General features: G+C 46.4%; 16 protein-coding genes. 6 read left to right on the forward strand and 10 right to left on the reverse strand.

Going from position 1 to position 19,393, the window contains the following annotated elements; all coding sequences use genetic code 11:
• Positions 1-281: 281 nt before the first annotated feature.
• From OH463_RS16150 to OH463_RS16165, 4 genes are all read left to right on the forward strand, one after another.
• On the forward strand, positions 282-1,913 hold the full coding sequence (locus OH463_RS16150; RefSeq protein WP_005452538.1) for a methyl-accepting chemotaxis protein: 1,632 nt from the start codon (positions 282-284) through the stop codon (positions 1,911-1,913).
• A gap of 636 nt (positions 1,914-2,549) precedes the next feature.
• The gene (locus OH463_RS16155) at positions 2,550-3,500 is read left to right on the forward strand and encodes an HlyD family secretion protein (RefSeq protein WP_009697273.1); all 951 of its coding nucleotides are present in this window, start codon (positions 2,550-2,552) and stop codon (positions 3,498-3,500) included.
• Between the two features lie 3 nt (positions 3,501-3,503).
• Entirely contained in the window at positions 3,504-4,430 is a 927-nt protein-coding gene (locus tag OH463_RS16160) for an ABC transporter ATP-binding protein (RefSeq protein WP_269991584.1), read from the forward strand.
• Positions 4,430-5,527, forward strand: coding sequence for an ABC transporter permease (locus OH463_RS16165; protein ID WP_005452544.1), 1,098 nt, complete (start codon positions 4,430-4,432; stop codon positions 5,525-5,527). Before OH463_RS16160 ends, OH463_RS16165 begins: the two co-directional genes overlap by 1 nt.
• 371 nt (positions 5,528-5,898) lie before the next feature.
• Here the strand turns inward: OH463_RS16165 and OH463_RS16170 are convergent, their stop codons facing one another.
• The 8 genes from OH463_RS16170 to OH463_RS16205 all read right to left on the reverse strand — a co-directional run bounded on the left by OH463_RS16170 (position 5,899) and on the right by OH463_RS16205 (position 15,267).
• Positions 5,899-6,261: a RidA family protein gene (locus OH463_RS16170; RefSeq protein WP_005452545.1), complete on the reverse strand. Its 363-nt coding sequence runs from the start codon at positions 6,259-6,261 to the stop codon at positions 5,899-5,901.
• A gap of 14 nt (positions 6,262-6,275) precedes the next feature.
• Positions 6,276-7,322: a lactonase family protein gene (locus tag OH463_RS16175; protein WP_269991585.1), complete on the reverse strand. Its 1,047-nt coding sequence runs from the start codon at positions 7,320-7,322 to the stop codon at positions 6,276-6,278.
• An 80-nt stretch (positions 7,323-7,402) separates the two neighbouring features.
• Positions 7,403-9,856, reverse strand: coding sequence for a beta-N-acetylhexosaminidase (locus OH463_RS16180; protein WP_269991586.1), 2,454 nt, complete (start codon positions 9,854-9,856; stop codon positions 7,403-7,405).
• Positions 9,857-9,938: 82 nt separating this feature from the next.
• Positions 9,939-10,568 (reverse strand): bifunctional 4-hydroxy-2-oxoglutarate aldolase/2-dehydro-3-deoxy-phosphogluconate aldolase, encoded by a 630-nt coding sequence (locus OH463_RS16185; RefSeq protein ID WP_009706204.1) that lies wholly within the window; start codon positions 10,566-10,568, stop codon positions 9,939-9,941.
• Positions 10,569-10,584: 16 nt separating this feature from the next.
• Complete coding sequence (locus tag OH463_RS16190; protein ID WP_269991587.1) at positions 10,585-11,529, reverse strand: sugar kinase; 945 nt, start codon at positions 11,527-11,529, stop codon at positions 10,585-10,587.
• A gap of 103 nt (positions 11,530-11,632) precedes the next feature.
• Positions 11,633-13,153 carry a sodium:solute symporter family protein gene (locus OH463_RS16195; protein ID WP_038889690.1) on the reverse strand — a complete coding sequence of 507 codons (1,521 nt, stop codon included), beginning with the start codon at positions 13,151-13,153 and terminating at the stop codon, positions 11,633-11,635.
• Between the two features lie 224 nt (positions 13,154-13,377).
• Complete coding sequence (locus tag OH463_RS16200; RefSeq protein ID WP_050922214.1) at positions 13,378-13,770, reverse strand: RidA family protein; 393 nt, start codon at positions 13,768-13,770, stop codon at positions 13,378-13,380.
• A gap of 51 nt (positions 13,771-13,821) precedes the next feature.
• Positions 13,822-15,267, reverse strand: coding sequence for an N-acyl-D-amino-acid deacylase family protein (locus OH463_RS16205; RefSeq protein ID WP_269991588.1), 1,446 nt, complete (start codon positions 15,265-15,267; stop codon positions 13,822-13,824).
• A gap of 179 nt (positions 15,268-15,446) precedes the next feature.
• On the opposite strand from OH463_RS16205, the gene OH463_RS16210 reads away from it, so the two are divergent.
• The gene (locus tag OH463_RS16210; RefSeq protein WP_269991589.1) at positions 15,447-16,718 is read left to right on the forward strand and encodes an amino acid deaminase; all 1,272 of its coding nucleotides are present in this window, start codon (positions 15,447-15,449) and stop codon (positions 16,716-16,718) included.
• Positions 16,719-16,807: 89 nt separating this feature from the next.
• Positions 16,808-17,671 (forward strand): MurR/RpiR family transcriptional regulator, encoded by an 864-nt coding sequence (locus OH463_RS16215; protein WP_005425077.1) that lies wholly within the window; start codon positions 16,808-16,810, stop codon positions 17,669-17,671.
• Between the two features lie 155 nt (positions 17,672-17,826).
• Here the strand turns inward: OH463_RS16215 and OH463_RS16220 are convergent, their stop codons facing one another.
• Positions 17,827-18,198, reverse strand: coding sequence for a hypothetical protein (locus tag OH463_RS16220; RefSeq protein ID WP_005452561.1), 372 nt, complete (start codon positions 18,196-18,198; stop codon positions 17,827-17,829).
• A 250-nt stretch (positions 18,199-18,448) separates the two neighbouring features.
• On the reverse strand, positions 18,449-19,375 hold the full coding sequence (locus OH463_RS16225) for an endonuclease/exonuclease/phosphatase family protein (RefSeq protein WP_269991590.1): 927 nt from the start codon (positions 19,373-19,375) through the stop codon (positions 18,449-18,451).
• Between the last annotated feature and the right edge of the window lie 18 nt (positions 19,376-19,393).

Genomic DNA, 19,393 nt, shown 5'->3' on the forward strand with positions numbered 1-19,393 from the left:
GGATACACAAATAACTAAATTGAACAATAGGTAAATTCTGAATTGCCATTTAGTTATCAACAATAATACATATTGGGAATTAGAATAATTTATCATTTAATTAATAATCACCCGCATCAATATCGATTAATTATTAACTTATTTTCAAACGAAAGATGAACATTAAGTTTCCAACTTAATTCAGGTTGCGATAAAATTTTTTGCGACATTCATCACACAATATATCTATTCTCCCCCTTAGACTCCGGACTTTTCAAGCCCCCCAAATTTGCAGTGAGTCTATGAAGCTTTCTAACTTAAGTATTAAAAGTAAAATTAGTGCGTTGATATTAATTATCTCCGCCGCCGTAATTGCACTCTCTTTCTTCTTTAACTCTCAAATTAAATTAATCGACGGAAAGATGTCGGAATTTTCTGACACCACAGTTCCGAGTATTTTGTTAGTTAAAAACATTGAAATCGAAGTCGGCATTTTAAGAAAAGATGAATTTTCTTTATTGACGAATGTAAACCATGCTGAGTTTAAAACATGGTTGAAAGGTCTAGATGAATCAGAAAGTAAAGTTGACAACTATATTAAAAAGTATGGTCAGTCGTTATGGGATCAACGTGACCGTGATGCCTTCAACCGTGTCAACGATGCATGGGAAAAATACCGTAGCTTCAATGAAAAATACTCCGCACTGCTTCTAACCAAGCAAGTTGATGAAGCCAACGCAATGCTGCTTGATGGCTTCCCTGCTTTCCAAGAGCTACAAAACGCTATCATCGCTCTTGTTGAGCTAAACCAAACCTTCATTAAAGAAGACATCGACAGCACGCATATCGTGGTAACCGATGCGATTACTTATGGCATCATTGCTATTGTAGCCTTGTTAGCTTTGGGTTTTTCTCTAGGGCTATTCCTTACCAAGCAAATTTGCTCGCCACTTAACTATGTTGTTGAAATGGCGTCTAAGATTGCCTCTGGTGATCTTACTTACCAACTCCCACGCAATAAGATTGGTAATGATGAACTTGGTATCCTTGCCGATGCATGTATCGATATGCAGGCGAAGCTTTTAAGTCTGGTTGACAGCATTTCTTCAACTACCGCACAAGTAAGTACAGCAACAGAAGAAGTGAGCGCGATTTCGGAACAAACTTCATCTGGTATGGACGAGCAGCAACAACAGCTTAATCTGATTGCAACCGCAATGAACGAGATGCAAGCAACAGTTAACGATGTCGCCAACAATACCGAAGCCGCATCTGAAACCGCGAATGGTGCGTCGAACGATGCGAAACAAGGTTTAGAAGTCGTTCAAGAGTGTATCTCGCAAATCAATGAAGCATCTGTTGCGATCCAATCTGTTGGCACCATGGTCAGCGAGCTTGAGCAAGACGCATCAAACATCAGCGTTGTCGTCGACGTGATTCAAGATATTGCTGAGCAGACCAACCTTCTGGCTCTCAATGCAGCGATCGAGGCAGCACGCGCTGGCGAACAAGGTCGAGGCTTCGCGGTTGTTGCAGACGAGGTACGTACACTAGCAAGTCGCACGCAATCATCCACAGAAGAGATCGTCTCCATCATTAGCAAGCTACAAAACTGCTCTAAAACCGCAGTGTCTGCGACAAACAACAGCAATGATTTGATTCAAGTGTGTGTTGAACAAGCACAAAACGCAGGTGCAACCATTGGTCAAATCGAGCAAAGCGTGGACAACATTGCAGAGAAAAGCATTCAAATTGCAAGCGCATGTAGCGAGCAGAGCTCAGTCACTGAAGAATTGCATCGTAACGTAGAACACATCAATCAGTTCTCTAGTGAAGTGGCAACGGGCTCTCGCCAAACCGCGGTTGCTTGTCGTGACTTAAGTGAGCTGGCTGTTGGTCTACAAGAAATTGTAAGTCAATTTAAAACGGCTTAGCCAATCATTAAAGGCTTCTAGCCTACCTTTACTCGCATATCCAAAGCCCAATGTTCATTCATTGGGCTCTGTTTCTTTTATCGCTTCAGAGAAAACCCGATCGCCGTCTCGATTCTCCAATTTATCCCACCGAAACCCACCAGCATCAGGGTAACCCACTATGATTATTCTTTGTGGCGTATAAAGTGTAAAAACTATTTCTATACCCAAGTAACCTCGAGATGCTAGGTTCGGCGAGAATGACTTGGTTTGTAGACGCGGCGGCGATTTAAAGATCTAGTCATTCTAAATCAAGAATCGGCAACAAAGTATACAAGCCAAGGCCCTTATATTTGTAAAGAGTGCCCTTTGGGAGCGTGTCTTTGACTCGCTTTTTTAGTCAAACAAATGGCTGCGTCAAACAACTTGGAAAGAGCTAGCTATTACACTGCATTGTTTTCCTTACTCTCGAATCAATGACAACGCTCTGAATCCTGCATCTTGAAGTCACTTGGGCATAATAATTAATCAATTGATGAATATTGAGGGAATTATCGCCCTAGCCGACTAAAACTTGTCCACGTTACACTGAATACAGTCCCACATTCTTCTGCAACCTGACCTACGATCAGGCTCAACTTCTTGAGGAAGCATCGCATGATGAAGCGAATCATTCTTGGCACCTTTGTTATCACCCTTTTGACCGCTTGCTCAAAAGACGATGGTCAGCAAGCTCTTGGCACACTAGAACGTGACCGCGTCACCTTTACAGCCACCTCAAGCGAAATCATTCGTGCTCTACCCATTAAAGAAGGCAGCCAAGTAACTGAAGGTGAGGTGCTAGTTCAACTCGATACTAAGAACCAAGAAGCGATATTAGCCCGCGCCGTAGCTGAGCAAGCTAAAGCAGATGCTTACCTATTAAAGCTGACCAATGGCGAACGTCCTGAAGATATTGCAGCAGCCCAAGCAAGAGTTGCAAGAGCAGAAGCGCAATTAACCGAAGCTCAAAAGAACTACCAACGTAAAGCAGAATTGGTACGTAAGAAGCTCATCAGCCAATCGGAAAAAGACACCGCATTGGCAGCAAGAGATTCTGCGCGTGCCGAGTTAGACTCGTCACAAGAAGAGTTCAGCAAACTAACCGCAGGCTCACGTCCAGAAGACATTGAACAAGCCAAAGCCGAACTGATGGCAGCAAAAGCAGATGTGGCTCTTCAACAGCAAAAACTAGCAGAGCTAACCATTACCGCTACCCGTGATGGTTTGCTCGACAATCTACCTTTTAACTTAGGCGAGCGCGTTCCAGTCAATGGCATCGTTGCCGTGATTCAAGCAAGCCGTGTCCCTTATGCACGTGTTTATGTCCCTGCGACTTATCGAGTTAACTTTATTCCCGGTAAAGCCGTACAAGTCCATGTGGATGGCGTCGAAAAACCTTTAGAAGGAACCGTGCGCTGGGTTGCTACTGAACCATCATTTACCCCCTACTTCGCCCTAACAGAGGAAGAGCGTTCGCGCTTGATGTACCTTGCAGAAGTCGATTTACAAGACTCTGCTGAATCTCTACCTTCAGGCATTCCTGCACAAGTGGATTTAGTGGAGTAAACGATGACTGAATACGCAATTCAAGCAGAGAATGTGGTAAAGAAGTTCGGTGACTTTACTGCCATCAATAACATCACGCTCAATGTGCCCAAAGGCAGTATTTATGGCTTTCTGGGTCCAAATGGTTGCGGTAAATCGACCACCATTCGTGTGTTAACGGGTCTACTCTGCCCAAGTGAAGGCAATGTTGATGTTTTAGGGTTGGAGATCCCAAGACAATCTGAGCTATTGCGACTCAAAATTGGTTACATGACGCAAAAATTCTCCCTCTACGATGATCTTTCCGTTCAAGAAAACCTCGAGTTTATTGGGCAGATCTTTGGCATGGATACTAAAGCACTTAAAGCTCGCATCGAAGAACAATTAGCGACATATGGACTTGATCAATTACGTAAGCAACGCGTTGGTGGCATGAGTGGTGGACAAAAGCAGCGACTTTCTCTTGCGGCAGCGACCATGCACAAACCTGAACTGTTGTTTCTCGATGAGCCAACCTCCGCCGTAGACCCGGAGAACCGTCGTGACTTCTGGGAGCAATTATTTGATCTCTCCGATCAAGGCACTACAATTTTGGTCACCACTCACTATATGGACGAGGCAGAACGCTGCCATCGACTTGCTATTATGGAGGCTGGAGAAATCCGTGCTGATGGTGAGCCGGAGCAACTCATGGCGCAAATGGGTGTGAATATTGTCGAGGTCAAAGCGGATAACTTGCGTGAACTGAAAGAGAAAGTCATAAAACGTGAAGAAGTCCGTTCTGCTGCCCAGTTAGGTATCCGCTTACGCATCCTAATTCATCAACATATCGAACAACCGATTAATTGGTTAATACAAACCTTCCCAGAGCTTGAAGGCTGCGAGATGAACATCGCGCGTCCTAGCTTAGAAGATGTATTCGTTAGTGTAACGGGGGAAGGTCGCCAATGATGAAGTCCATTGCTCGAATGAAGGCGGTGATGATCAAAGAGATTCGACAGCTTTCTCGTGACCGAATCACCTTTGGCATGGTAGTCATGATTCCTCTGATCCAATTATTGTTATTTGGATTCGCCATCAATACCGATATTCGCAATATTCCCGTCGGCGTTGTTGACCAAAGCGGTAGCACCGCAGGTCGCGTTATTACTGAATCGGTAAAAGTGACCCAAGTTGTCGATGTGGTCGAAACCTTTGCCACCGCTTCAGAGGCGGAACAAGCGATACAAGACGGTCTCGTGCGCGCGGCACTCATTCTGCCAAGCGATTTAACTCAGCGTATGGTGCAAGGTCGAGAGCTGGGACAGTGGATTGTAGACGGCTCTGATACCATGATCAGTTCAGCCATTCTCTCGCTGCAGACCATGCCATTGACTGATTTCGACTTTGAGATCCGCCCTGCTCCCACCAAAACTTTTGAAGTCGCGTTGTATTACAACCCGAGCCGGCGCTCAGCAGTGAACATCGTACCCGGTTTACTTGGGGTCATACTTACAATGACGATGATCCTGTTTACCAGTGCTGCCATTGTGAGAGAAAGAGAACGAGGCAACTTGGAATTACTCATCACCACACCAATTCACTCTATTGAGCTCATGGTCGCGAAAATTATTCCGTACATCTTTGTCGGTTTAATTCAGGTATTTATTATTCTTGGCTTGGGGCATTGGATCTTTGGCGTGCCGATAAATGGAGCCATTAGCCAGATATTATTTGGCACCTTGTTGTTTATAGCCGCCAGTTTAACGCTCGGTTTGGTGATATCCACCATCGCCACAACACAGCTTCAAGCCATGCAGATGACGGTATTTATTCTCCTCCCGTCTATACTTCTGTCTGGTTTTATGTTCCCTTATGAAGGGATGCCAGTCGCAGCTCAATGGATATCAGAGGCTCTGCCCGCGACCCACTTTATGCGCATCATTCGTGGTGTGGTGCTTCGTGGTGCCGATTTAATGGAGTTATGGCGAGACACAATATGGTTGCTTGGTTTTACCGTGGTGGGCTTAGTCGTCGCTTCTTTGCGCTTTAAGAAATCACTCGATTAGAGCAGAAACAAAAATGCCACTCCGTTCAATACGAGTGGCACTTTATCCCTAAGTAACCTCGAGATGCTGGGTTCAGCGAGAATGACTTGGTTTGTAGACGCGGCGGCGACTTAAAGATCTAGTCATTCTAAATCAACAATCGGCAACAAAGTATACAAGCCAAGACCCTTACTATTTGCAAAGAGTGCCCTTTGGGAGCGTGTCATTGACTCGCTTTTTTAGTCAAACAAATGGCTGCGTCAAACAACTTGGAAAGAGCTCGCTATTACACTGCGTTGTTTTCCTTACTCTCGAATCAATGACAACGCTCTGAATCCTGCATCTTGAAGTCACTTGGGTATATTATCTCGATAAAACCTAACGATGAGCCGTTACTGGTACTTTTCACCCGCAGCTGCAACGAACGCCATTTCTACTAAGAGTTCAGGATTCGCCAATTCAACTTTGACGCAAGCACGGCTCGGTGCGCAGCCCTCAGGGAACCACGCATCCCACACTTCGTTAAGGGCATCGAAGTTAGCAAAATCTGTCACGTAAATCGTCACAGATAGAATGCGCGACTTATCGCTGTCAACACTGGCTAGCATTTGCTCAGCTTGGTCGAAAATCTGTTGTACTTGTCCTTTCATATCCGCAGTTGTATCTGCTTCTGCCACCTCAACAAAGTTGGCAATACCGTTGAATACCGTTACATCAGACCAACGTTTGCATGGATTAATACGATGAATTGTCATGTTATTTCTCTTAATTACGGCTTCTCAACCAAACACACAGGCGCACCGATGTCGCATGAGTATCCGGTTGGAGTGATAACGCCAGTTTCCGGATTCCTATGGAAGCTAGCGACATTATGTGAATGTTGATTGGCAACGAGCATCCACTGCCCGTCACGGGATAAAACAAAATCTCTTGGGAACGCGCCACCACAATCGGACGCGGCAATTTGAACCGGAATATCACTCGTTACATCAAATGTACTGATCAGATTTTGCGCACGGCATGAGACATAGACAAAGCGCTCATCCGCAGAGAGACGAATAGCAGACGCCGCTTCTTTGTTCTCCTCGTCGGTTAGCAACTTAACTTGCTGAGCCAGATTCCATTGCCCCCTTTGCTTGTGAAGTACCGCTAGCGTTTCGGACAGTTCGCAAACAACGTACGCGACAGACTCATCACTATCGAAGACCAAATGACGAGGACCAGAACCAGGAGGCATCGCGATGCTTTGAGAAAGTGAAAACTTAACTGTCTCACCATCTTTTTTATAGTCATAGAAATGAACACTGTCTGTGCCTAAATCGACCACAACAAGTTGCTCGGAGTGGTTGAGAAACGTTGCTTGATGCGCATGAGGCGAGGCTTGACGATCAGCATTGGAACCACTGCCTCCCACATATAATTCTGCGATGGATTTCAGGGGCTTACCTTGCTCATAAAGTTGGTAAACACTTACATTACCGGAACCGTAGTTTGCCACAGCAAGCAGCGAGGCTTTGATATCAATATGGCAAGGATAGTCGCCTTCAATTGGTAATGCATAGCTGTCTGTTTTTTCAGCAAAAATCAGTTCTGCACCTTCCAAGCGTTCTACTTCATTAAAGGTATATAACCCCTCTCCTTTGAGCGCAAGGTAAGAAGGGTTACGAACCGTTTTCACCGCTTCAGGAACAAGTTCATTGGTGAGCGTTAATGCGCCAGTAGCAATATCGAGAGAAACACACGCGATGCCCTGACTTTGGCTTGGTGAATCGGTATAGGTGCCTACATAAAAATGTAAGTGACCATTTACTGTCATGAGAAAACCTTTGGGAGATATAAGAGTGCTTAAACGATAAGATGCCGCCTGCGTTACCAGACGGCAATCCCTTTTAGTTATCAATCGGTTAAAGTGTGAAGCAACCGCTCAGTTGGTACGACAATAGCGACAATGGTTTCATCAAAGATAATCGCATTTTCATTGATGATTTGTTGATACGCTTTAGCGTCAGATTGACTAATACCACGGCCCTGCTTGGCGAGCTCAATCAAGGTTAAACTTAAGTCGGCAACTTTGATGGCAGACTCTACAACTGGCACCGTTTCTACTGACGCCACGTTGACCGCGAAAATAGGTTTGGCTTGCTGCGCCGCTAACTTAACGCTTTGATAATGCATCGCTAACGCATCCAACGCGGTTTTATCACCTTGAGCATAAACTGCGACCAAATCTTTCATCTCGTACACTGCTAGGCTTTCTACTGGCAATGCATCCGCAAAGCGGTTTAGTCGCTCATACTGGTTGTACAAATCACCCTCGTTTGGCGTAGAGATCCACTTCTCCCAATGACGAGCGTAGTATTGAGCCGGCTCGATGTACTTCGCTAACGTTTGTAGCGGTGCTTCGTCCGCACCATTAGCAAGACGTTTCAACATCATATTGGCATCGGCATGATGGCGCAGACCAAGCGAAATCTCAGACCATGTATCCATCACCTTCATGCGCTTGTACATGCTGCGCTCATCGGTCAGGTCTTGGCTCGACCATAGACGCTCAGCAATCGCGTAGCTTCGTGGCCATAAGCGTTGCTCGATGGTCATTGAATCGAGGTTCTCACCCCAAATGGTGATTTCTCCACCTAAGATTAGCTGCTGTTCTTTCTCGGTCAGCTCAGCCGGATAGCCACCGTTCGGCTTAGGAATGACACTCCCTGCCATGTCACTGCTCGCGACCAATTCTCCAGTCGCAGGCCAACGAACATTGCCTATCAACTGGTAACTGGTGTCTTTCAACTTGCCATCCGCGAAGTCATAGTTGAATTCGGTGTAAGACATAAAGTTATCGAAGTGGCCTTTAAACTTCACACCCGGCACGTACTCGATGATGAACACCTCTTCGCGGGACTTACCGTTGTAATCGGTAAATGCACGATAGCTGCCATCTTTCGCTTCTATAATGGTTAGATTGCCAGTGCGCGGACCACCTTTGTTGCGTGGTTTCACCCAGTTATAAGTCGCGAATTTCTCACCTTGATGAAGTTGGTCATCAACCGTGATTCCTTTCGGTATTGGATCATTGCGGTAGTGGTAACTGGTTGGTTGTGGCTGGTCTAGATAATAGCCTGTTGAGAGAATACCTTGGTAGCCCTCTTTTGCTGCTCGACCGATACTGTCGTGCCCTTGCCAGCTTTGAATCACAATCGAGGTTGGAAGGTCTTTGTGCCAGATTTCATCCCAGCCAGTCATCTTCTTACCGCGCTGTTCCAGCATCTGTTCGACCTTGGTGTTCAGATACGATTGCAGACCACGCTCTCCATCCAGATTGTTGTCTTTGATGAACTGTTGAATCTTCGGGTTATCTTTCCACTGTTGGTAATTTGGTTCATCACCACCGATATGGAAATACTCATCTGGGAAGAGCTCAGCCACTTCGTCAAACACGCTCGCCAGCATCTTGTAAAGTTCAGGGTTGGTCGGGTCCATTAACGGCTCAAACACACCCCAGCCACGTTGATGCGGATAAGATTGCTCACCCATACCAGACATTAATTCAGGGTAAGCGTGCGCTACTGCCGAAGCATGTCCCGGCAAAGAGATTTCAGGGATAACTCGAATGCCAAGGTTACGCGCGTAATTCACCACATAGCGGATTTCATCTTTGGTGTAGTAATCACCATCTGCGGTGTCTTGCCACAGTTTTTGGTAATTATCGAGCTGGATACGAATCGCTTGGTCATCCCAAATATGCCAATGGAAGACGTTCATTTTTGCTGATGCCATCGCATCGAGTTGACGAAGGATCACATCAAGTTCAATGAAGTGACGAGAAGTGTCGTAAGAAACACCACGCCAAGGAAAACGCGGCTCATCTTGAATCGACACCGCAGGCACAAAGTACCCAGTTGCGTCCGTAGTCACCAACTGCAAGAAGGTTTCAAAACCATGGAAAGCACCGTAAGGGCGTTCGGAGCGAATGATGATCTGACCATTACGCGATTCAAGTTGATACGATTCATCACTGTTAATGTCTTGCACCTCTGACTTGGGCGCATTACGAATATCAATCACCAGAGTCGCGTCTTTTTCCGACTCGGCATGCCAGTTCAACATTGGTAAGCCGGTTTGACGATATAGACGGTCCATGGTGCGCTTGGCGTTGAACTGCACGCGCGGTGAGTCGTAGCCTTTGATGTAAATGCTGAAGGATTTATCCAGTGTGATTTTACCCTGCCCCAACTCTACATTTTGTGGATAAGGCATTAGGTTAAGATCGGTGTTGGGAGTCATCGCCATTGCTGCCGTTGGAATTGTGATTAAGCCTGAAATGAGTAGTGCTAATGTACCTTTGTTCATCCGCGCCATCCTTATAATTATTCAACCCAAGTCACGCTATTTAATGGGGTCTGGTGACTTGGGTAAAAGAGCTCTGTTTGAGTTACGCAACCAGCTCTACTGCTTCACGAACCAGCTTACCAATTTCATCCCACTGCTCGTTTTCAATTAAACTCGGTGCCACCATCCAAGTGCCACCGCAGCAAACCACACGGTCGATGGCTAGGTAATCATTGACGTTGCTTTTACCGATACCGCCTGTCGGCATCAGACTCACATCAACATAAGGTGCGAGTAGTGACTTCACCATCGCGATACCGCCGCTCGCTTCCGCCGGGAAGAATTTGAGGAAGTTCAAACCTAGCTCAAGTGCTTGTTCAACCTGACTTGGGTTGTTCACACCCGGTACGATCGGCATGTTGATTTCTTGGCAACGACGCACGGTATTGGGGTTCAACCCCGGCGCGACAATAAACTCTGCCCCCGCGTCTTTCGCTTGGGTAATTTGCTCTGGCGTCAGTACCGTGCCAGCACCGATGCACATTTGCGGATAAGCATCACGCATGGCTTTAATCGCATCGGCAGCGGCTTCTGTTCGAAACGTCACTTCCGCGACTGGCAGACCGTTTTCTACTAGCACTTTTGCCAATGGAATCGCGTGCTCAACCTTATTGATTTGAATAACAGGAATAACTTTGAATTGCTGAAGTTGCTGAATCATTGCTTGGGACATAATACGTTCTCGGAAATTATCGAATTAGATGAGTCATGGCGTCGTTTGGAATGATCGCGCCAGGATATTGAATAACGGTTGCTGCTAGTGCGTGACCGAGTTGGGCAGACTGCTCACAGCTTTGCCCGGTCAATCGTCCTGCAAGGTAACCAGCAGCAAATGAATCGCCGGCGGCACAAGTGTCGATTACTTTGATGACCTTCTCGGCAGCTACGTAAGCACTTTGCTTGTCGTCACCTTGCGACCAAACCAGTTTGCAGGGCTCACAGCCACGTTTGATCACGATTTCTTGGCAACCGAAGCGAAGGCAGCGCTGCTCGGCACTTTCCTCTTCACCCCACACCAAGACATCATCGTCTTCTGTGATAAGCGCAATGTCGACTAAAGGCAGAATTTGGCTGTACCAATGCTTTGCCTCTGTTGCAGACCAAAGTTGAGGACGGAAGTTGTTATCGAAGATAACCTTGCCTCCGCCTTGTGAAAACTGGCTTAACGCCTTTTTAAGCCTTACTTTGCTATCGTCATTTAATATCGCAATGCTAATACCACTTAGGTAGAGGTAATCCAGCTCTCGGTTCGCAATCGCGGCTTCTAATTTGTTGAGTGAAGAGGTAGAGAAGTAACTTTTAACGGCTGCGCTGTCACGCCAATAAAGAAAGCTGCGTTCGCCCTCTTGGTCGGTCTGCACCATGTACAAACCCGGTAGTTGAGCTGGGAAGATCTCGACAAGATCAGTAGCAATGCCTTCTTGTTGCCAGTTTTCCAGAAGCTCTTGAGAAAGTACGTCTTCCCCAAGACCGGTAGCGTAAGACACTTGGACTGGTTGCTGAGCCGTCAGTCGAGAGAGGTAAAGTGCGGTATTGAGCGTGTCGCCACCAAAGCCTTTGCGAATTGGGTCGCCGCTCAGTTCAATCATGCATTCGCCAAAGAAAGCAATTTTAGTCTGGGATGAATCGGTCATCGTTCACCTACTTTGGATAGATTTAGAATGGTGGCTCGGGGGAGCCACCAGTTTGTCAGGAGCTTATGAGCGAGTTTCTGTTCGAGCCGGAAACTCTTTGCTATTAAGCGTTTTGATTTGCTGTTGTGCGGTTTTTTAATGAAGCATCTTCTTCTAGAACACCATCGTCAGACAGTTCCATTTCCATCAGAGCACGCTCATCATCTAGGATTGCTCGTGCCATTTCTGGTGACACTTGGTTAGCTGGAGTCACTAGGCTTACTACCACACCTGCGGTTAGGGCAAACAAGCAAGATGGAATCACTGGGTTGCCCCAGAAAGCGGTCAGGTCAGGGCTCATCATGACTGCAAATGAAGCGATAGACGCACCTGCCAATGTTGCCAGTGCACCTTGCCAGTTGTAACGCTTCCAGAAGCGACCCAACATACCGCACACGAACATGCCAGACATAACTGTCGAGATCATCTTAGTGATGTAGCTAATGATGTCGTTCGAAGTTAGCGCGAACAGCAATGCACAACCGATCACTACAACCAAAGCCAAGCGAGAGTAATTCAACATGGATTCTTTGTTTGGCACACGACCGGTGAACATGACGTAAACATCACGCAGTAAGATAGAAACGCCCGCAATCGCATCGGAACTCGCACTCGACATGGTTGCTGATAGACCAGCAATCAGAACGATAAGACCAACACCTACTGGCAATACCGTTGCCGCGATGTATGGGAAAGCAAAGTTCGCGTTGTTCAGTTCAGGGTCAATCGCATGCGCCGCCATACCGATGACTGCTGGGATGATGGAGAAGAACAAGTACAGCACACCAGAAGCCACGAACGAACGGCGGATGGTTGATACATCTTTGCCTGAGTAGATGCGTTGGCGGAATGAAGGCGTTGCAAGTACACCCACACCAATAACAACAGCAAGAGAAACCGCAGGGATTAGACCAAGCTTATCAATCGCAAGGAAGCTAACCGCTTCTGGATCCATGGCAGAGTACAGGTTATCCAAGCCGCCAATGTGTTGCACAGACAGTACCGCCATTAGGATGAAGCCAACGAATAAGATGATAGCTTGAATGGTGTCCGTCCAAACCACCGCAGTGTAGCCGCCAATAACCACGTAAATAGTAAACGCTGCTGCGATGATCATCTTCGCAGTGCTCAGCTCAATATCAGCAATCCACGCTAGGTACATACCACCACCAAGGATGTGTGCGCCCAACCAGCCAATAGAAGCGATAAAGATAAGCAGACCAACCACGTTCTTCACGATGCGGTTTGCACCTACGTAGTATGCGAGCTCTTCACTCATGGTCATAAAGTTGAGTTTACGAACTGGCGCGAACCACAGCGCCAATAACAAGATACCAATTGCGCCGCCAATGCCGTAAAGCGCACCAGCCCAACCGTTTGAATAACCAAAGCCAACCGCGCCCATACTTGAGCCTGTGCCAACCATGGTTGCTACCGTGGTACCTAATACGAGGAACAGAGGTAAGCCTCGACCACCGAGTAGAAAGTCTTCACCTGATTTTTGGTTGCGAGAGACAAACCATCCCAACCAAATTAAAAATAAGACATACGCACCGAAGCCGGTAAGAAAAAGTGTACTGTTCATTGAACACCTCTCATATCAAAATCCATCTTTCAGATTGATATAATTCCAGCAGCAAGCATTAGATTTTATTCCAGAAATTATCTAATTTTATTTTTTATAGCTTTTGCTAAATATATTAGGCACTACTGCTTTATGAAATTATATTTATGTAGGGAGTGAGAGTGCCAAAAAGATAATAACAGGAAAGTAATTATATTTGGCACTCATTAAGTAAAATGTGAACTTTATCGGCGATCTTCGCGGTAGCAAGTCACATCGACTTCGACTTTCACGTCCACCACGAGATCACACACCATGCAAATACGTGCAGGTGGGTGATCACCAAAGAATTCTCTGAACACTTTATTGAACGATTGGAAGTAACGCGAATCCGTTAGTACCACTTTTACGTGTACCACGTCAGCTAGCGTGTAACCTGCTTCTTCCAGGATATCGACACAGTTTTGAATCGCTAGGCGAGACTGGTCAACGATACCGCCTTCTACCACTTCGCCGTCAGTCATTGGTGTTTGACCCGATACGTATAAGAAGCCGCCCGCTTCTGTTGCACGCGCAAATGGTAAATGTTGACCGCCAGTACCGACGCCGCCTTCTACACCATAACGTTTAATTGACATAATATTCTCCAGTGATAATGCTTAATCTATAAAATTAATTAATTTAATAAGTTATTGATGGGTATTATTTCTATAAATAAATACGCCATTTCTATTTTCGGTGACTTTATCTTTTAAATAAGATAACTCGCCATTTACAAATACAGATTCAATACCTTGCGCGACGGAAATTGGATTTTCGAACGTTGCAGTATCTTTAATTGTATTTGGGTTAAATAAAACCAAGTCTGCGTAAGCGCCTGTTTTTATTTCCCCACGATCTTTCAATTGGTAGCGTGTTGCTGACATCCCCGTCATCTTGTGAATCGCTTCTGCCAATGGGAAAAGCTGTTCTTCACGGCAGTAATGCCCCAAGACTTTCGGGAATGTGCCCCACAAACGTGGATGTGGATGCGGGTCATTTGGTAATCCATCCGAGCCCACCATGGTCAACTTATACTTAAGGACACGTTTGACGTCGTTTTCATCCATGCAATGATAAACCGCGCCCGCAGGTTGCAACGCTTTCGCCGTTTCCATAAGAGTTAGTTGCATCTCGTCAGCAATGTCTTTCAGCATCTTGCCAGCGTGTTCAGGTTTACTTTCAGACCAAGTGATGAAGATGTCGATTTCATCCGTCACCTGTTTTAAATCCAGCGTTGAAGAACTGGCAGAATATGGGTAGCAATCGCAAGACACGTCTTGATGTTCAGAAACCTTATCCATCAAATCCAGCACTTCGACCGTGCGTCCCCAGTTGCCTGCGCCTGCACATTTCAGATGAGAAATCACCACGGGCACTTTGGCGTACTGCCCAGTTTCAAAGGCTTCTTCCATTGCGCTGATGATTTCTTCAAACTCAGTGCGCATGTGTGTGGTGTAGATACCACCGTGATGACCGAGAATTTCCGCTAAGCGCATCACTTCATCCGCGTTGGCTTGCTTGGCACTCGCATAAGCAAGACCCGAGCTCAAACCCAATGCGCCCTCTTCCATCGCTTGTGCCAGTGTTTGGCGCATTTGCTCGATTTCTTCATCGGTTGCCGTGCGCAGTAAGTCGTCCATCACGTTGTTACGTAAAGTTGTGTGACCGACTAACGCTGCAACGTTGACCGCAGGGTTCGCTGCTTGCACCGCCTTCGCATACTCCGCAAAGGTTGGGTATTTGAAATCTTCCTGCTTGCCCAATAGGTTCATTGGATCTGGCGGAGTATCACTGAGTACCGCAGGGCTCGCGCTAATTCCGCAATTGCCTACGATTACCGTCGTCACGCCTTGGCTGATCTTTGGCAAGCAGTCAGGGTAACGAATCACATTGGTGTCATCGTGCGTGTGCACATCAATAAATCCCGGAGCCAACGCAAGGCCCTGACCGTTGATAACCTTCTTTGCAGAAAGCTCGTCTAGCTGCCCTACTTGCTCAATACGATCTTGACGAATCGCAACATCAGCAATGAATGGTGCTGCACCCGTACCGTCAAATACCTCTACGCTTTTGATAATGGTATCGAACAACATACTTCACTCTCTTCGTCCGTCGTTAACATGATTCCATCTTAATAATTCTTGAAACTTAAACAGTGAAGAAACACACAAAAAACTCAGATTTGTTTGATACTTTCTAACATATTATTTATGGTAGTTAGCAACAAACACTTAATTTCAATCACTTAGACCATGTTAGAAGTAGGTACGCCATGAAAGACAATCGCCAAAAGTGTGATAAAAACTATCATAATGAGTGTATTACCACGCCAGGTTACGGAGAGAAGGCTCAACCTGTTGCGTGCAATTCCGATGGGTTACACAGTTTGATCCGTGAAGAGATCACCCTGCCCGCAGCGGTGATCAAATCTTCTTCATTGAAGAACAACCTCGATTGGATGCAGCGTTTTGCCAATCAGCACAAAGTGAAACTGTCACCGCACGGTAAAACCACCATGACTCCCGCTTTCTTCCAGAAGCAATTAGAAAACGGCGCTTGGGGCATTACCGTCGCAACGCCAGCTCAGGCAGAGGTTGCGGCACTAGGCGGAGCGAAAAACATCATCATGGCGAACCAACTAGTCGGGCGCGCGAACATGACCATCATCGCCAACTTGATTGAATCCCACGGGGTCAACTTCTATTGCTGTGTGGATTCAAGCCGAAACGTCAAAGCGCTAGAGCGAGCCTTCGCTGAACATCAATTGCCGCTTAATGTACTGATTGAGTTTGGCGTCGAAGGCGGTCGCTGTGGATGCCGTAATCAACAAGATGTGGTTGAGCTCGCCACACTCATCCACCAGCAACCTCACCTTACACTCAAAGGTATCGAGGTTTACGAAGGTGTCATTCATGGTGACAATGCTGAGCAGGACATCCGTGACTTCCTCAACACCACATTAGAAATCGCAGCCCAACTACAAAGCGACAAGTTGATTGAGTCTAAACCTCTTGTTACTGGCGCAGGCTCTGCTTGGTATGACGTGGTTTCTGAGTGCTTCGCCAACCTAGAAGATTTTGATGCCATCATTCGCCCAGGTTGCTACGCGATTCATGACACAGGCATTTACCTAGACGCACAAAACAAAGTCATGCTGCGCGCTGAAAATAACCAAGGTGCAGCGTGTGATTTAGGTGGTGACTTGGAATCGGCACTAGAGCTTTGGGCTTATGTCATTTCTCGCCCTGAGCCAACCAAGTTAGTTGCCGGCTTTGGTAAACGTGACGTGGCGTTTGATGCCGGATTACCAACCCCCGAGCGCGCATACCGCGAAGGTGAATCAATCTCTATTGAAAGTGCGGTAACGACCGCGGTGATGGATCAGCATGCGTTCATCGAAGTAGACGCAAACAGCGACCTTCAAGTGGGTGATATGATTGCCTTCTCAACCTCTCATCCATGTTTAACGTTTGATAAGTGGCGTGCAGTGGCGGTTTGTGATGATGAGTATCAAGTCACTCATTGGGTGAAAACCCGTTTCTGATGATGAGCTTAGTGAGGCTTTTCGTTATACTTCATGCCAAACCAGTGGAGGCGGCACAACCGCCTCCATGCAAAAGATAGGAACACAGCTTGAGTTTAGAAGTCGATATTATCTCTCAAATCACTGAACGTTTCAGTGCGCTGCGCGATGCCGAAAAGAAGGTCGCAAAGTTGATCATGGACGACATTCAAACTGCCGCCAATGCCAGCATTACTGAACTGGCAGAAAGCGCAGAAGTGAGTGAAGCCACCATCACCCGTTTTGCTAAAGCTGTTGGCTGCAAAAACGTGCGTGATATGAAGATCAAACTGGCACAAACCTTAACGGTTGGACAACGATTCATCCTTGAGCCACCTGATCAAAGTGGCTACCAAGGCATTTATGAGTCGATCAAGCAATCCCTTGATGTAAACCGCAGTTTGATTGTTGAAGAAGATATCGACACTGCTGTGAACTGGCTGCACAACGCAAGGCAAGTGATCTGTATTGGTATGGGTGGCGGCTCAACCATTGCAGCACAGGAGATGCAGCATCGTTTGTTCCGCCTGGGCTACCCTGTTGTGGCGTACAACGATGGCTTGTTATCGCGCATGATTGCAGCGACGGCAGACGCGAACGATGTGTTGGTGATGATCTCAGCCACTGGCTATACCCCTGCCATCATAGAAACCGCGCAATTAGCCAAGCAGTACGGCGTAAAAGTCATTGTGATTACTCCAAAAGACACACCTTTGACTGAGCAAGCCGATTTGGTTCTGCCTATTGAGCACCAAGAGACGGACTTCATCTACAAGCCATCGGCTTCTCGTTACGCGATGTTGGCTTTGGTTGATGTACTTTCGATGGCATTAGCCGTTAATCATAAGCGACGCTCGCGCGATAAACTTCGCCGACTCAAAGTTGCCCTCGACTCTTATCGTGGCGGTTTGGAAAGACAGCCTCTCGGGGATTAAACCGAGGTAACTCATATCGATGACAGTCGAATCCGGAAACGACAAAGCCCGATATTCAACATCGGGCTTTTGTTTATTCGCTACTTGGTAAAGGGACGATTGAAAGATATCAGCTACTCACCATGCTATATACAAGTGACTTCAAGATGCAGCATTCAGTAGTATTCGCCCCAAGAGCAATCATGCAAATCAGAGATTATGTAGCTTCTTAGTGAGTTGATTTTAAAATTGAAGACTACTTGCTTGCAGACATTTCGGCTGCGGTCGCTGTAAGTGATATAACCTTCACTGTAAGCCCGCTTACCGTTGGTCGAGGTAATGTCGGCATTGAGTTCTAGATGAGCTTTGTGCTCTTCTACACGCGCCATCATCTCATGTACATCCAGCCACTCTTCTCGGTTCGCCATTTGGATCAGCATCGATTCCGCCTGCGTTTCTAACTTTTGCGGATAAACGTAAAAGCGGTTATAGGCAAAGTAAGCGCTCATTAAAATAAGTATTAACACTGCTGAGGTAGTTCTTGTCATGCAAGTTGCCTCTTATCGTTATGAATTTCTTGTTATACCCGATCCGATTTTGCGTACTGATTGCATAAGAACGGCTTGGGTATACTTTCAGTATAGAAAGCGGATGAAGTTTAGGTTAAAGAATTCACACAAATAACAAGCGACGGCCAGAATCCGTCAATTCCATGACAAGCCGTAGTACAATCTGACCTCATTCTAAATAATTAGAAACTTTGGTTCTTTGATCATCTTGCCATTAAAAAGTACCAGTTCATTGTCCTATTAGAGTCATAACTAACCTGTGATCTGACCCCTTTGGCTGGCTCGACGATAAGCGAGAACAGATTTTTCTGTCAGCCTTTTCTGATTTAAGCCAAAGGTGATCGATGCCTATCATAGCCATCGAAGAGACAGATATGCCTTTGAGTGACGCAGGCCAACTGGCGACAGGTTGGGAATGAAAACGCGAAAACAACTCATTGAACCTAGGACTTACTGCAGATAGGTTAAAGTCCCCAATCACAATCATTTCCGGTGTTGGGTACAAATCAGTAAGAGTTTCTATGGTTCGAATCAGTGCATTTCTGCGTTGCCACAACAGCTCAGTTCTTGGCGAAGGAGGATGTGCTGTCATCAAAGTAATAGGCTCATCTACTTGCCATACCGCGCGAATGACTTCTTGCCCATCAGGGGTGTGATAAATCGAGACTGACTCCAAAGGATAACGACTTAGAATCATCTGGTTAGAAGGGTAACCAACGCCACGCTGCCCTCCGAAATAAAAAGGATAAATGTCATCGAGAAGGTGCAACTTATTCCCTACTTGTGGCGAGAGCTCTTGCATCACCACCAAATCCACGGGATGTTTTAGCAAGTAGTTAATAAACTGATTGATGTCTGGGTTTGCGTAGAACAGATTGAACTGGATGATTGTCAGTGGGTGCTCACAGGCTTCGCTGCGGTTGATGTGTGCAGGTAAGAGAAATGGAACAAAAGCACCGCTGATCACGATTGAGGTGAGCGCCTTCGCCCAGCGACGAAAGACTAAAAGCACGAGAGCGAGACTGAAATAGATGAATAAAATGAGGGCGGGAATCGAGGTTAGATTCTCCGCCCACCAAATATCATGATATTGCCTTGCCACCAGCCAAATTGAAGCGGGTAAAAACAACACAATCCATTTAATGACTCTCAGCACACGCACTGCTCGTTTAGC

The sequence above is a fragment of the Vibrio sp. NFR genome (assembly GCF_027587095.1).
GTDB lineage: Bacteria > Pseudomonadota > Gammaproteobacteria > Enterobacterales > Vibrionaceae > Vibrio > Vibrio harveyi.

Excerpts from the sequence above, each read along its gene's own strand:
- OH463_RS16150 (WP_005452538.1), top strand. The coding sequence starts at position 282 with ATGAAGCTTTCTAACTTAAGTATTAAAAGTAAAATTAGTGCGTTGATA.
- OH463_RS16155 (WP_009697273.1), top strand. The coding sequence starts at position 2,550 with ATGATGAAGCGAATCATTCTTGGCACCTTTGTTATCACCCTTTTGACC.
- OH463_RS16160 (WP_269991584.1), top strand. The coding sequence starts at position 3,504 with ATGACTGAATACGCAATTCAAGCAGAGAATGTGGTAAAGAAGTTCGGT.
- OH463_RS16165 (WP_005452544.1), top strand. The coding sequence starts at position 4,430 with ATGAAGTCCATTGCTCGAATGAAGGCGGTGATGATCAAAGAGATTCGA.
- OH463_RS16170 (WP_005452545.1), bottom strand. The coding sequence starts at position 6,261 with ATGACAATTCATCGTATTAATCCATGCAAACGTTGGTCTGATGTAACG.
- OH463_RS16175 (WP_269991585.1), bottom strand. The coding sequence starts at position 7,322 with ATGACAGTAAATGGTCACTTACATTTTTATGTAGGCACCTATACCGAT.
- OH463_RS16180 (WP_269991586.1), bottom strand. The coding sequence starts at position 9,856 with ATGAACAAAGGTACATTAGCACTACTCATTTCAGGCTTAATCACAATT.
- OH463_RS16185 (WP_009706204.1), bottom strand. The coding sequence starts at position 10,568 with ATGTCCCAAGCAATGATTCAGCAACTTCAGCAATTCAAAGTTATTCCT.
- OH463_RS16190 (WP_269991587.1), bottom strand. The coding sequence starts at position 11,529 with ATGACCGATTCATCCCAGACTAAAATTGCTTTCTTTGGCGAATGCATG.
- OH463_RS16195 (WP_038889690.1), bottom strand. The coding sequence starts at position 13,153 with ATGAACAGTACACTTTTTCTTACCGGCTTCGGTGCGTATGTCTTATTT.
- OH463_RS16200 (WP_050922214.1), bottom strand. The coding sequence starts at position 13,770 with ATGTCAATTAAACGTTATGGTGTAGAAGGCGGCGTCGGTACTGGCGGT.
- OH463_RS16205 (WP_269991588.1), bottom strand. The coding sequence starts at position 15,267 with ATGTTGTTCGATACCATTATCAAAAGCGTAGAGGTATTTGACGGTACG.
- OH463_RS16210 (WP_269991589.1), top strand. The coding sequence starts at position 15,447 with ATGAAAGACAATCGCCAAAAGTGTGATAAAAACTATCATAATGAGTGT.
- OH463_RS16220 (WP_005452561.1), bottom strand. The coding sequence starts at position 18,198 with ATGACAAGAACTACCTCAGCAGTGTTAATACTTATTTTAATGAGCGCT.